The 12,452-nt window shown below is 69.4% G+C and carries 14 protein-coding genes; all 14 read left to right on the top strand.

Annotated elements, in window-relative coordinates; all coding sequences use genetic code 11:
• The first annotated feature begins 2 nt into the window (after window positions 1-2).
• A complete protein-coding gene (locus ASD35_RS09395) occupies window positions 3-776 on the top strand; it encodes a hypothetical protein (protein ID WP_056874681.1) in 774 nt (257 codons plus the stop codon).
• 178 nt (window positions 777-954) lie between these two features.
• Entirely contained in the window at window positions 955-1,830 is an 876-nt protein-coding gene (locus ASD35_RS09390) for a YihY/virulence factor BrkB family protein (protein WP_056874680.1), read from the top strand.
• A 202-nt stretch (window positions 1,831-2,032) separates the two neighbouring features.
• Window positions 2,033-2,809 carry a GntR family transcriptional regulator gene (locus ASD35_RS09385; RefSeq protein ID WP_056874679.1) on the top strand — a complete coding sequence of 259 codons (777 nt, stop codon included), beginning with the start codon at window positions 2,033-2,035 and terminating at the stop codon, window positions 2,807-2,809.
• Window positions 2,806-4,539 (top strand): fumarate reductase/succinate dehydrogenase flavoprotein subunit, encoded by a 1,734-nt coding sequence (locus ASD35_RS09380; protein WP_056874678.1) that lies wholly within the window; start codon window positions 2,806-2,808, stop codon window positions 4,537-4,539. Before ASD35_RS09385 ends, ASD35_RS09380 begins: the two co-directional genes overlap by 4 nt.
• A gap of 11 nt (window positions 4,540-4,550) precedes the next feature.
• On the top strand, window positions 4,551-4,808 hold the full coding sequence (locus ASD35_RS09375) for a ferredoxin family protein (RefSeq protein ID WP_235538298.1): 258 nt from the start codon (window positions 4,551-4,553) through the stop codon (window positions 4,806-4,808).
• 12 nt (window positions 4,809-4,820) lie between these two features.
• Window positions 4,821-6,215 carry an ABC transporter substrate-binding protein gene (locus ASD35_RS09370; protein ID WP_056874677.1) on the top strand — a complete coding sequence of 465 codons (1,395 nt, stop codon included), beginning with the start codon at window positions 4,821-4,823 and terminating at the stop codon, window positions 6,213-6,215.
• A 632-nt stretch (window positions 6,216-6,847) separates the two neighbouring features.
• Window positions 6,848-7,678 (top strand): ABC transporter permease, encoded by an 831-nt coding sequence (locus tag ASD35_RS09365; RefSeq protein ID WP_056874676.1) that lies wholly within the window; start codon window positions 6,848-6,850, stop codon window positions 7,676-7,678.
• Window positions 7,675-8,517, top strand: coding sequence for an ABC transporter ATP-binding protein (locus ASD35_RS09360; RefSeq protein ID WP_056874675.1), 843 nt, complete (start codon window positions 7,675-7,677; stop codon window positions 8,515-8,517). The genes ASD35_RS09365 and ASD35_RS09360 overlap by 4 nt, the downstream gene beginning before the upstream one ends.
• Window positions 8,518-8,524: 7 nt before the next feature.
• Window positions 8,525-9,502: a HEAT repeat domain-containing protein gene (locus ASD35_RS09355; protein WP_056874674.1), complete on the top strand. Its 978-nt coding sequence runs from the start codon at window positions 8,525-8,527 to the stop codon at window positions 9,500-9,502.
• Window positions 9,499-9,765, top strand: a complete 267-nt coding sequence (locus tag ASD35_RS09350; protein WP_056874673.1) for a DUF971 domain-containing protein — start codon at window positions 9,499-9,501, stop codon at window positions 9,763-9,765. Before ASD35_RS09355 ends, ASD35_RS09350 begins: the two co-directional genes overlap by 4 nt.
• 44 nt (window positions 9,766-9,809) lie before the next feature.
• Window positions 9,810-10,820 (top strand): DnaJ C-terminal domain-containing protein, encoded by a 1,011-nt coding sequence (locus tag ASD35_RS09345; RefSeq protein ID WP_157275470.1) that lies wholly within the window; start codon window positions 9,810-9,812, stop codon window positions 10,818-10,820.
• The gene (locus ASD35_RS09340) at window positions 10,817-11,110 is read left to right on the top strand and encodes a chaperone modulator CbpM (protein ID WP_056874671.1); all 294 of its coding nucleotides are present in this window, start codon (window positions 10,817-10,819) and stop codon (window positions 11,108-11,110) included. Before ASD35_RS09345 ends, ASD35_RS09340 begins: the two co-directional genes overlap by 4 nt.
• Before the next feature lie 59 nt (window positions 11,111-11,169).
• Window positions 11,170-11,535: a GFA family protein gene (locus ASD35_RS09335; protein ID WP_056874670.1), complete on the top strand. Its 366-nt coding sequence runs from the start codon at window positions 11,170-11,172 to the stop codon at window positions 11,533-11,535.
• Between the two features lie 510 nt (window positions 11,536-12,045).
• Window positions 12,046-12,402, top strand: a complete 357-nt coding sequence (locus tag ASD35_RS27095; RefSeq protein ID WP_235538297.1) for a hypothetical protein — start codon at window positions 12,046-12,048, stop codon at window positions 12,400-12,402.
• The last annotated feature ends 50 nt before the right edge of the window (window positions 12,403-12,452 follow it).

The raw sequence follows: 12,452 nt of genomic DNA, 5'->3' as shown, positions 1-12,452 counted from the left end.
GCATGAAGGCGGCCCTCGCCATCGCAGCCGGCGCAGCGTTGGCCGCGGCGCTGTGGTGGGCCACGGGCGCGGCGGACATGCCGGCCCTGCAGGCCGCGCCGGCCGTGCCCGTGGCACCGCTCAATCTGCCCGCCAGCGCGCCCGCCGTGCCGACGCCCGCGCCGGCGGCCAGCCTGCCCCTGGCCGATCTGGCCCAACCTGCGGCGCTGGCCACGGTGCCGCCCGCCCAGGCGCTGCGCGCGCTGCAGCAATGCCACGCCGCCGACCGCTGCCGCTTGACCCGCGGCGAAGGGATGGACGAGCATTTCGCGGTGGTCGGGTTGCTGCGCGAGCAGATCGACCGCCTCGCCGCCCAGGGCAGCCCGGCCGAGCAGGCCGCCTGGGCGCGCGAGCTGCTGGCCTTTCCCGACGGCCATGTGCAGGCGGCTGCGCTGGCGCTGGCTGCCAAGCTGCCGCCCTCGGCCGAGACGGCGGCCGCCGCCGTCTCGGCGCTGGCCAGGACCTACGACGCCGTGCTGCTCGGCAAGGCCTACCCGGTGCTGCAGCAATGGCAGCAGCTGGGCCTGTCCGCCGGCTACGACGACATGTTCGTCGGCCTCGTCCATACCGGCGGCTGGCAGGCCGCGCAGTCGGTGGCCGAGAACATCGGTCCGTTCCTGAACGCGGGCAACGTCGGCCGTTTCGAACAGGTGGCGCGCCAGCTGCCGCCGGGCGCACGCCAGCAGGCGCTGCTGCGCTCGCTGCGGGACTTCGAGCTGCAGCGCCGCGGCGGCTGAAATGGGAGCCCCTCGCCCGGTCTTGCGCCGCTGAACGCGGGCAAGCACATCGCCAGCGCGGGTCGGCTTGGGAGCGGCCCGGCGCTCGGCCCGCAATACAACGGAGGCGGCGGCGGCTGACAATGGCTTGCAGCGTGGGCCGACAGGCGTGGCCGGCGCTTTTGCCGAGTCTGCTCCCATGCGCTTCCTCGCCCGCCAGTTCGCGCGCCAGACCGCCCGGCTCCTGCAGGACCCGTGGGCGTTCGTGTGGCACACGCTCAAGTCCTTCCGTGCCAACCAGGGCCTGCTGCTCGCGGGCGCGGTGGCCTACTACGCGCTGCTGTCCATCGTGCCGCTGCTCATCCTCAGCGTCATCGCGCTGTCGCACTGGGTGCAGCAAGACCTGCTGCTGCAGACCGTGGGGCGCTACTTGGCCTGGCTGGTGCCGGGCCAGTCGGACGCGGTGGTCAGCGAGCTGGCGCGCTTCCTCGCCCACCGCGAGGTGATGGGCTGGGTGCTGCTGGCCAGCATGCTGTTCTTCAGCTCGTTGGCCTTCTCGGTGCTGGAGAGCGCGATGCAGGGCATCTTCCACCACCGCCGCAAGGACAACCGCCGGCACTTCCTGGTCTCGGCACTGATCCCCTACCTCTACATCCTGTGCCTGAGCGTGGGCCTGCTGCTGGTGACGCTGGTGGCCGGCAGCTTCCAGGCGCTGGGCCAGCGGGAGGTGGAGTTCCTCGGGCGCACCTGGTCGCTGCACGGCGTGTCGGGCGTGATGCTCTATCTGCTCGGCTTTGCCGGCGAGGTGTTCGTGCTCGCATCCGTCTACATGGTCATGCCGGGCGGGCGGCCGTCGCTGCCGCTGGCGCTGATCGGCGCGCTGGCCGCGGCGCTGCTGTGGGAGATGTCGCGCCATGTGCTGGTCTGGTACTTCGGCACGCTGTCGCAGATCGGCACCGTCTACGGCTCGCTCACCACCGCCATCGCGGTGCTGCTGAGCCTGGAGATCGCGGCCACGCTGCTGCTGTTCGGCGCGCAGGTGATCGCGGAGTTCGAGCGGCTCGGCGAGTCGTAACGCTGCTCGAATTTCAACAGTTCACTGTTGATTTCGCAGCAGGCTGTTGATTTGCAAACAGTCGCTCCGGGCAGGCCGAGCGACGTGCCACCCACCCGTTTTCATAGGAGAAACGGCCCGGTTTCAGAGGCCGTTCGGGCCGCTGGCACCGAGCTTGCAATGAGAGCACCTGACATGACAGGTCAGGCCCCGCTCCCATCCGATGAACCCCCTCGCCTTCGCTGACGCACCGCTGCACCACGGCCCGGCTGCCGTGCGGCTGTACAGCCGCATCCGCGAGGACATCCGCGCCCGCATCGTCAGCGGCGCCTGGCAGCCGCACGACCGCCTGCCGTCCGAGAGCGAGCTGATGGCCCGCTACAGCGTCAGCCGCATCACCGTGCGCCAGGCGCTGGGCGACCTGCAGAAGGAGCGGGTCATCTTCAAGGTGGCGGGCAAGGGCAGCTTCGTGTCGGCCGCCAAACCTTTCCAGGAGCTGGGCCGGCTGCAGGGCTTTGCCGAGGCCATGGGCGCGCTGGGCCACGACACCTACAACCGCGTGCTCTCGGTGGCCACGGTGCCGGCGGCTGCAGGAGTGGCCCAGCGCCTGCAGCTCGCCGCGGGCGAGCGCGTCACCGAGATCCGCCGCGTGCGGCATGTCGGCTCCCAACCCGTCTCGCTGGATCTCACTTGGCTGCCGCTGGGCCTCGGCCAGCGCGTGGCCGCCGCAGACCTCGCCGTGCGCGACATCTTCGGCATCTTGGAGGCCGACTGCGGCGCGCCGCTCGGCCATGCGGACCTCGTCGTCGACGCGCTGCTGGCCGATGCCGAGCAGGCCGCGCTGCTCGGCGTGGCCTCCGGCGCGCCGCTGCTGCACATCGAACGCCTCACCCACGGCGCTGATGGCCGCCCGCTCGACTACGAGCACCTGTACTGCCGCGCCGACAACTTCCAGTACCGCCTGCGCCTGCAGCGCGGTCCCTCACTCCACAAGCCATGAACACCATAGAAACCGAAGTCGACGTCCTCGTCATCGGCGGCGGCACCGCCGGCCCGATGGCGGCCGTCAAGGCCAAGCAGGCGAACCCCAACCTGCGCGTGCTGCTGCTGGAGAAGGCCAACGTCAAGCGCAGCGGCGCCATCAGCATGGGCATGGACGGCCTCAACAACGCCGTGCTGCCCGGCCATGCGACGCCTGAGCAGTACGTGCGCGAGATCACCATCGCCAACGACGGCATCGTCAACCAGAAGACCGTGATGGCCTATGCGGCGGGCAGCCACGCGATGGTCGAGGAGCTGGACCGCTGGGGCGTCAAGTTCGAGAAGGACGAGACCGGCGACTACGCCGTCAAGAAAGTCCACCACATGGGCAGCTATGTGCTGCCCATGCCGGAAGGCCACGACATCAAGAAGGTGCTCTACCGCCAGCTCAAGCGCACGCGGGTGGAGATCACCAACCGCCTGGTCGCGACGCGCCTGCTCACGCACGAGGGCCGCATTGCGGGCGCCATGGCCTTCGACTGCCGCACGGCGGACTTCCACGTCATCCGCGCCAAGTCCGTCGTGCTGAGCTGCGGCGCCGCCGGGCGCCTGGGCCTGCCCGCCAGCGGCTACCTGTTCGGCACCTACGAGAACCCCACCAACGCGGGCGACGGCTACAGCATGGCCTATCACGCGGGCGCCGAGCTGTCGGGCATCGAGTGCTTCCAGATCAACCCGCTGATCAAGGACTACAACGGCCCGGCGTGTGCGTATGTGACCGGTCCGTTCGGCGGCTACACGACCAACGCGCAGGGCCAGCGCTTCATCGAGTGCGACTACTGGTCGGGCCAGATGATGTGGGAGTTCTACCGCGAGCTGCAGGGCGGCAACGGCCCGGTGTTCCTGAAGCTGGACCACCTCGCCGAGGAAACGATTCAAGAGATCGAAACCATCCTCCACACCAACGAGCGCCCCAGCCGCGGCCGCTTCCACGCCGGCCGCGGCACCAACTACCGCGAGCGCATGGTGGAGATGCACATCTCAGAGATCGGCCTGTGCAGCGGCCACTCGGCCTCGGGCGTATGGGTCAACGAACGTGCGCAGACGACGGTGGCCGGCCTGCATGCCGCCGGCGACATGGCGTGCGTGCCGCACAACTACATGCTGGGCGCCTTCGTCTACGGCAAGCTGGCCGGCGAAAGCAGCGCCGAGTTCTGCGCGGCGAATGACTTCGCACCGGTCGACGCGGCCCAGGTCGAAGCCGAACGCGCCCGCGTGCACGCCCCGCTGCTGCGCGGAAATGAGAACAGGGGCCTGCCGCCCAACCAGGTCGAATTCAAGCTGCGCCGCATGGTCAACGACTACCTGCAGCCGCCCAAGGTCACGAAGAAGATGGAGATCGGGCTGGAGCGCTTCGAGGCCATCCGCGAGGACCTCGGCCAGCTGCAGGCCCGCGACCCGCACGAGCTGATGCGTGCGATGGAAGTGCACTTCATCCGCGACTGCGCGGAGATGGCCGCACGTGCGTCGCTCTACCGCACCGAGAGCCGCTGGGGTCTGTACCACGCCCGCGTGGACTACCCCGAGCGCAACGACGCCGACTGGCGCGTGCACGTGCAGCTGCACAAGGACGCGCAAGGCCGCATGAGCTGCTTCAAGCGCGCCATCGAGCCCTACATCGTGCCCATCGCCGAGACCGAGAGCGCCGCCTACAGCCGCCTGCGCATCCCCGACGCCGTGCCCGCTTGAGAGGAACTGCCATGACCACCATGACCACCCCCATCCGCCCGCAAGCGCTCACGCCCAGCCAGGTGCCCGTCACCGTCGACGCCGACAAGTGCATCGCCCACAAGGGCTGCACCGTCTGCGTGGACGCCTGCCCGCTCGACGTGCTGGCCATCGACCTCAGCAAGGGCACGGCCTACATGAAGTTCGACGAGTGCTGGTACTGCATGCCCTGCGAGAAGGACTGCCCGACGGGTGCCGTCCACGTCGAGATCCCCTACCTCCTCCGTTGAACTGAACGAGCCATGAAGAAACTCGCTTTCCTTGCCCTGTCACTCGCGCTGGCTTCCGGTGCGGATGCCGAGACCATCCGCGTTGCCATCGGTACGCAGGACACCACGATCAACTGCGCCACCGGCGGCCTGCTGATCCGCGAACTGAAGCTGCTGGAGAAGTACCTGCCGAAAGACGGCAAGTACAAGGGCGTCACCTACGACATCCAGTGGAAGAACTTCACCTCCGGCGCGCCGCTGACCAACGAGATGGTGGCCGACAAGCTGGACATCGGCTCCATGGCCGACTTCCCCGGCACCAACAACGGCGCGGCCTTCCTGAAGGCGGGCAAGAGCAGCATCTTCCTGACGGTGCTGTCGGGCAGCACGTTGGGCAGCGGCAACGGCATCGTCGTGCCCAAGTCCTCCGCGATCACGTCGGTGGCCGAGCTGAAGGGCCGCACGATCTCCGTGCCGTTCGCGTCCACCGCCCACGGCATGCTGCTGCGCGCCATCGCGGCGCAGGGCCTGGACCCGCAGAAGGACGTCAACATCATCACGCAGGCACCCGAGGTGGCCGGCCCGGCGCTGCAGGCCAACAAGATCGAGGCGCACGCCGACTTCGTGCCGTTCGCGGAGTTGTTCGAGCACCGCGGCATCGCCCGCAAGATCTACGACGGCGCCCAGGCGAACGCGCCGACGTACCACGGCTCGCTCGTCGCGGGTGAGTACGCGAAGAAGTACCCCGAGATCGTCGTCGCCTTCCTGCGCGCCGCGCTGGAGGCCGACAGGCTGATCGCCGCCGAGCCCGAGAAATACAGCGAGCTGATCGAGAAGGTCACGGGCATCGAAGCGGCCGTGAACTACCTGTACCACGGGCCGCTGGGCCTGCAGACGCGCGACAACACGTGGAAGCCGGAGTACCGCAAGGCGCTGGCGACGTCCATCGAGACGCTGAAGCTGATGGGGCGCGAGTCGCCGCTGAAGGCAGAGACGTTCATCGATGACCAGTACATCCGCGCGGCGTTCAAGGCTTCGGGGTTGGACTACGAAGCCAAGCTGAAGAACTACGACAAGCTGGCGTTGAAGGCTGTGGATGCCGTCACTGGGAAACCCATCACCGATTTCCAGCGTGTGGCGGGCATTTGGCTGGTGGGTGAGCCGAAGGTGCGGCACTACGCCTCGATTGAAGGAGCTTTGGCGGACCTGCGCAAGCTGGAGGGCGAAGGCAAGAAGGCGCGCGGCGTGTATGTGCATGACCTCGTGAACCGGATCAAGCTGCTGGCGCCGAACAGCCACTTCGTCATTGATGGCAAGGGCCAATTGAGTGCCTTCCTGCAGAAGGATGCTGCGAATGCGTATGCGGCGGCGGTGAAGGGTAAGGCGCTGGACTTTGCTGGCGCGCAAGCTGCGGCGAAGGCTCGCTGAGATTTGCTTGCCATGCGGTGCTTCGCCTTTCTGGCCAGGCCCAGCCGGGAGTTCGCCCCGGCGGGCGACCTACTTTTTGCGCCGCCAAAAAGTAGGCAAAAAGCTCTCCCCTGCAAAACCGCCCGCCTTGAGGCGGGTTCCCTGCGATGGCCGAATTCCAGGGGCCGCGCTGAACTCGCTTCGCTACGCTCCGCTCAAACAGTCATCGCGGAGTCAGTTCTTGAAGCGTGCTGCGCACGCCCCCTGGAATTCGGCCATCGCAGGCGGTTTAGAAGGGGAGGCCCCAAACAGCCAACCCCGACGGCTCGGCTGCGCCATCGCCCGAGTCGCGCCGCCCGAGCGGCGCTGCATTCCCCTGATAAGCCCGGCGTGCAGCCGGCGTTAACCGGCTCGAGGGGGCAATGGATGGCGCTCGTCACAAGTGGTAGGCGAGAGCGAAGCGGCTCGCGTCTGGGCGCAACGCCATCGGTCGTTTTCGCGCGCCGTTCATCGCGGAATGGTGCTCGTGTGCGGTTTCAGCGCCTCTTCTTTGGTGACTTTCTTCTGGCGCCGCAGAAGAAAGTTACCGCGCTGCCGGGCGCGCATCCCGGCATGGGCCTTGGCGACAAGCAACACCGTCCGGAGCAATACGAATGAGCGCCGTCCTCCCCGCCACCGCACCCCTACAACGCGCCGCGCGCCCAGCACCTCGCCTGCCGCTCACCCGCCTGAGCCTGCAGCTGCTCTCCCTGCTCGCCTGCCTGGCCCTCTGGCAACTCGCCTGCGCCTACCGCCTCAACCTCGGCTTCATCACCTTCGCCAACACGCCGCGCCCCGCCGAAGTGCTGGAAGCCGCGCTGCAACTCGCCCAGTCCCCCAAGCTCTGGCCCCATCTCTCCAGCAGCCTGCTCCGTGTCGGCGCCGGCTTCAGCCTCGCGGCAGCAATCGGCGTCACCCTCGGCCTCCTCATCGGCCGCCTGCGCCCAGCCCGCCTGTCGCTGCTGCCGCCGCTGGAAGTGCTGCGCCCCATCCCCGCCGTCGCGTGGATCCCGCTGTCGATTCTGATGTTCCCGTCGTCCGAGGGCAGCATGATCTACATCACCTTCGTCGGCGCGCTCTTCCCCATCCTGCTCAACACCATCCACGGGGTGCAGCACGTGGACACCCGCCTCATCGCATCCGCCAAAGGTCTGGGCACGAAAGGCTTGCGCCTCTTCACCGAGGTGATCGCCCCCGGCGCCGCGCCCAGCATCGTCACCGGCCTGTCCATCGGCATGGGCACCTGCTGGTTCTGCCTCGTCACCGCCGAAATGATCGCCGGCCAGTACGGCATCGGCTACTACACCTGGGAGAGCTACACCGTGCAGGCCTATCCCAACATCGTTGTCGGCATGCTCGTCATCGGCGCGTTAGGCATGGGCAGCAGTGCCCTCATCACCTGGGCCGGCGAGCGGCTGATGCCCTGGCAAGGCGCAAAGCGATGAGCGGGCGCGTCCACGTCGAGCACCTGTCCATCGAGCTGGGCGAAGGCCCCGCGCGCTTCGAGGTGCTGCGCGACCTGTCCGTCACCATCGAGCCCGGCGAGTTCGTTTGCCTGCTCGGCCCGTCGGGCTGCGGCAAGTCCACGCTGCTGGGCGCGCTGGCCGGCCACTTGTCGCCGTCGCACGGCCACGTCAGCCTGGACGGCGAGGCCATCACCGGACCCGACCCCGACCGCGGCCTCGTCTTCCAGCAGCACACGCTGTTCCCGTGGAAGACGGTGCTCGACAACGTCGGCCACGGCCTCAAGATGAAAGGCGTGCCGCGCGCCGAGCGCGAGCAGCGCGCGGCCGAGCTGCTGCGGCTCGTCGGCCTGCAGGGCTTCGAGCGGCGCTACCCGCGCGAACTGTCGGGCGGCATGCAGCAGCGCGTCGAGATCGCGCGCGTGCTCATCAACCACCCGCGCGTGCTGCTGATGGACGAGCCCTTCGGCGCGCTCGACGCCCTCACCCGCAGCCGCATGCAGGAGCTGCTGCTGGAGCTGTGGACACGCATGCGCACCACCGTCGTGTTCGTCACGCATGACATCGACGAAGCCCTCTTCCTCGCCGACCGCGTGCTCGTCATCGGCCCGCGGCCGGGCCGCGTCGTCGAGGAGCTCAAGCTCGGCTTCCCCCGTCCGCGCCGCGCCGCGCTGCTGACCGAGCCCGCCTTCGTGCAGCTCAAGCGCCGCTGCCTGGCCCTGCTGCGCGAGGACGGCCATGCACCGCCGCTGGAGCGGCTGTCGCCCCTCGGCCCGCCGCCGCCCGGCGGCGACCAGCGCCACTGGCGTTTTGCCAACTGAACTGCTCATGACCGACCTGACCGCCCCCGAAGTGCAAGACCTGCTCCAGCGCCTGGCCCACCCCGACCCCGGCGTGCGCCGCGTCGCCGTGCTGGACTTTGCCGACGTCGAGGATGCCGCCGTGCTGCCCGCGCTGGCCGGCCTGCTGCGCGACGACCCCGACCCCACGCTGCGCGCCGAGGCCGCCCGCGCGCTGGCCGGCTGGGACGAGCTCGCCGTCGTCGACGCCCTTGCTGGCGCGCTGAGCGACACGGCCGAGGTCTCGGCCGCTGCCGCCCAGTCCCTCACCGAGCTGAAGGACCCGCGCTGCGGCGAGCGCCTGCTGGCCCATGCCGCCTCGCCCGACGCCTTCGTCAGCGCTGCCGCCTTGCGTGCGCTGCGCGAGCTGCGCGTGCCCGCCGCGGCCACACCGGCGCTGGTGGCGCTGCAACATGCCGACGCCGCCGTGCGTCGCGAGGCGGTTGCCGTGCTGGGCTGGCTCAAGCACGCGGCGGCCCTGCCATCGCTGACCCGCCTCGTCATCGCCGATGCCGACGCGGACGTCCGCCGCGCCGCCGCCGGTGCGCTGGGCCTGGCCGCGCCCGGGCAGATCACCACCGTGCAGGCCGCGCTGTGCGAGGCGCTGCAGGACCCCGCCTGGCCCATCCGCGAGGAAGCCGCCTCCACGCTCGGCAAGCTGCGGGCTGCCGGCGCCGCCGCCGCCTTGCGCGCCGCGATGGACGACGCCTACTGGCAGGTGCGCCTGCGTGCCGCCCGGGCGCTGGGCCGCATCGCCGATGTGCGGGCCGTGCCGGTGCTGAGTGCAGCCCTCATCCACCCGGCCGGCAACTTGCGCAAGGAGGCGGCGATCGCGCTCGGCGACATCGGCGACGCGGGCGCCGTGCCGGTGCTGCAGGCCGCCGCCGCGGACCCCGACCCGGAAGTGCGCAAGGCCGTGCGGTTGTCGCTGCAGCGCCTGGGCGCGCCCGCCGGTGTCGACCGATGAGCACGCTGCCCGAGGCCGTCGACCTGACGCCCGCCACGCTGCGCCTGCGCTGGCCCGACGGCGCTTCGGCACTGCCCGCCGCCCGCCTGCGCGCGGCCTGCCGTTGCGGCGACTGCCGCGCCGGCCGCAGCCGCAGTGATGGCGCCGCCGTTCAGCTGACCGACGCGCTGCCCGTGGGCCGCTACGCGCTGCAGCTTGTCTTCAGCGACGGCCATGACCGCGGCATCTACCCGTGGGCCTGGCTGCGCGAACTGGCGACGTAGGAACGCGACCGCCGCGCAAGGCGGCCCCGTCCGACAGCCTTGCGATGCCGCAATCCCATACTCGGCCCATGCGCTTCGAGGACTACTACCGGGTCATGGGCGTCGCTGCCGACGCCGATGCGGCTGCCATCAAGCAGGCCTACCGGCGCCATGCCCGGCTGCTGCACCCGGACGTGAACCCCTCCGCCGATGCGCATGCGTCCATGGCCCGCATCAACGAGGCCTACGACGTGCTGGCAGACCCCCAGCGCCGCACCGCGTATGACGGCGTGCGCCGCCGCCACGGCGCGCCGCGGCAAGCCACCGCGGGCGCTGCTGCCGGCGACACACCCGCCGCCCCTGACCTCCCCAGCGACTGGCAACAGGGTTTCAAGTACGAGGGCGCACCGACCACCGGGCGCGGCGGTGGCGAAGGCTTCAGCGACTTCTTCACTGGCATGTTCGGCCGCTCGGCCAAGCCCGAGCCGCCCGATGCCAAGCCCGAGCGCGGCGCCGACGAGCACGTCAAGCTCGTCATCGACGCGTCCGACGCCATCGCCGGCGCGGTGCGCTCGGTCAGCGTGCGCAGCCTGGCGCCCGACGACAAGGGCCACCGCGCCGCCGTCACGCGCAACCTGCAGGTGCAGATCCCCAAGGGCGTGCGCGCCGGCCAGCACCTCCGCCTGCCTGGCCAGGGCTCGTCAGGCCGGGGCGGCGGCGCGCCGGGCGACCTCTACCTGGAAATCCAGTTCAAGGACGCCACCCGCGAGCAAAGCCGCGACGTGCTCGAACCGCTGCCGCTGGCGCCCTGGGAGGCCGCGCTGGGCGGCGACGTGACGACCACCACGCCGGCCGGCGAAGTCAGCGTCACCGTGCCGCCCGACACGCCGCACGGCAAGCGCCTGCGCCTGAAGGGCCGCGGCCTGGCCGGCCCGGCCGGTGAGTTGGCGGGCGACATGGTGCTGCAGGTCGAGGTGAAGCTGCCGCCGTCCACCCTGCCGGGCGCACGCGCCGCCTACGAAGTGATGGCCGCCGCCGTGGGCCGCGACTTCCATCCGCGTGGAGGCCAAGCATGAATGGCGGCGACGGCGTGCTGGTCGGCGTCGTCATCGACGACGAGACCCTGACGCTGGACGAGCTGGCCTGCGCCTGCGGCGTCAGCCCCGACTGGCTGAGCCAGCGCCTGGAGGCGGGCCTGCTGGCCTGCTGCAGCGGCGAGGGCGACAACCGCCGCTTCGCCAGCCCGCAACTGCACCGCGCCCGCCGCCTGCTGGCCATCGAGCAAGACTTCGATGCGAACCAGGAGCTGGCGGCGCTGGTGGTGGACCTGTTGGAAGAGATTCACCGGCTGAGGGCCGGGCGGTAGGCGCTGCTGCCGGCACAGTCAGGTAGGCTATCCGCACCGCAGACCCACCGGAGCTTTCGATGACGCATCAAGGCGCATGCCATTGCGGCGCTGTCCGTCTCACGCTGCCGGCGACACCCGAAGTCGCCACAGCCTGCAACTGTTCGCTCTGCCGCCGTATCGGCGGCCCCTGGGTGTACTTCGAGTTCGGCACGGTAACGATCGAAGGCCATCCCGACTCCACCGAGGCGTACGTCCAGGGTGACCGCACGCTGCGCACGATCCGCTGCCGGCATTGCGGCTGCGTCACCCACTGGGAGCCGATCGACCAGGCGGCTGGCGCCAAGCATGGCGTCCATCTCGGCAACTTCGACCCGAAGCTGATCGCGTCCGTGCGCGTGCGCAAGTTCGACGGCGCGGACACCTGGAAGTTCCTGGAGGAGTGACGGGGTCAGCCACGGCACTGGCGGGACCGCTCGAGAGCAACGCGGCAGCGGTCAGCCTGCCGTCATGGTCGGCTGGACTCGAACCCCAGCGCGCGGAACGCAGATGACGCGAGGAGCTGCCAACGTGGTCGCCATCATTTCATGTCATCGCCAGTGTCGGCGGCCAAGCGCAGGGCTCATCTCGCGCTGCAAGGCACGCCAGACCCGCTCCAGACCTGCACACATCCATGGTTGGCCATCCCTGAACACACGCCACTGCCTCACGTCCCTCGGGTTGGGCTCGAAGTGCAAGACCCAGGCAACGCCGCCACACGAGAACGTCCAGTCGAACGGCTGGCGCTGGTCCTCGTGCCTCGTAAACGGTAGAGCGGGCGCAGCCTCGTCGGCGTCACGGCTCAGTCGCCGCTCTCGACGAGCATCGCGCTCGGCAGGCGTTGCGGGACGGTAGGGCCGCATGCTCAAATGTTAGACAAATATCGTTAACGATCTACCGATAACACGTTGAAGCTCATGGGAACCAAGGTCGTCGGCGTATCCAGTGGTATTAGTGGCAATGCATGGGTGTGGGCCGCGACAAGCATCGTCCTAGCTGGGGCGGCGTTCTTTGGATTCGCATCTTGCGGCGGCTATTCGTGGCACATGGAGGCCTTCCGCGTCTTGGCCGCTGGCTCAATCATCGTGGCCGTTGTATTTCCGAGCCCTTTGTTGCGCACCATGGTGCGTAAGGCCACGTTTGTTGTGACGCTTGTCATCGGCTTTTTCCTAGTGGAGGCTGCGGTGGCCCCCTTCTATCCTGGTCCCCCAGAGTCGCTGCGCCAATATGGCGCCCTTTTTGGGGAGTCACTAGAGTTTGGTCCGTGCCGCTGAGCTTCAACTGGTCATTGCAGCGGACGCCTTCGGCGCCCGCTGAATTTCGA

The organism is Pelomonas sp. Root1444 (assembly GCF_001426885.1).
GTDB lineage: Bacteria > Pseudomonadota > Gammaproteobacteria > Burkholderiales > Burkholderiaceae_C > Pelomonas.
Note: the sequence above shows the minus strand (reverse complement) of the source record. Positions and strands in the feature narration are given on the sequence as shown.

Coding starts and splice junctions, on each gene's coding strand:
- ASD35_RS09395 (WP_056874681.1), top strand. CDS start 3: ATGAAGGCGGCCCTCGCCATCGCAGCCGGCGCAGCGTTGGCCGCGGCG.
- ASD35_RS09390 (WP_056874680.1), top strand. CDS start 955: ATGCGCTTCCTCGCCCGCCAGTTCGCGCGCCAGACCGCCCGGCTCCTG.
- ASD35_RS09385 (WP_056874679.1), top strand. CDS start 2,033: ATGAACCCCCTCGCCTTCGCTGACGCACCGCTGCACCACGGCCCGGCT.
- ASD35_RS09380 (WP_056874678.1), top strand. CDS start 2,806: ATGAACACCATAGAAACCGAAGTCGACGTCCTCGTCATCGGCGGCGGC.
- ASD35_RS09375 (WP_235538298.1), top strand. CDS start 4,551: ATGACCACCATGACCACCCCCATCCGCCCGCAAGCGCTCACGCCCAGC.
- ASD35_RS09370 (WP_056874677.1), top strand. CDS start 4,821: ATGAAGAAACTCGCTTTCCTTGCCCTGTCACTCGCGCTGGCTTCCGGT.
- ASD35_RS09365 (WP_056874676.1), top strand. CDS start 6,848: ATGAGCGCCGTCCTCCCCGCCACCGCACCCCTACAACGCGCCGCGCGC.
- ASD35_RS09360 (WP_056874675.1), top strand. CDS start 7,675: ATGAGCGGGCGCGTCCACGTCGAGCACCTGTCCATCGAGCTGGGCGAA.
- ASD35_RS09355 (WP_056874674.1), top strand. CDS start 8,525: ATGACCGACCTGACCGCCCCCGAAGTGCAAGACCTGCTCCAGCGCCTG.
- ASD35_RS09350 (WP_056874673.1), top strand. CDS start 9,499: ATGAGCACGCTGCCCGAGGCCGTCGACCTGACGCCCGCCACGCTGCGC.
- ASD35_RS09345 (WP_157275470.1), top strand. CDS start 9,810: ATGCCGCAATCCCATACTCGGCCCATGCGCTTCGAGGACTACTACCGG.
- ASD35_RS09340 (WP_056874671.1), top strand. CDS start 10,817: ATGAATGGCGGCGACGGCGTGCTGGTCGGCGTCGTCATCGACGACGAG.
- ASD35_RS09335 (WP_056874670.1), top strand. CDS start 11,170: ATGACGCATCAAGGCGCATGCCATTGCGGCGCTGTCCGTCTCACGCTG.
- ASD35_RS27095 (WP_235538297.1), top strand. CDS start 12,046: ATGGGAACCAAGGTCGTCGGCGTATCCAGTGGTATTAGTGGCAATGCA.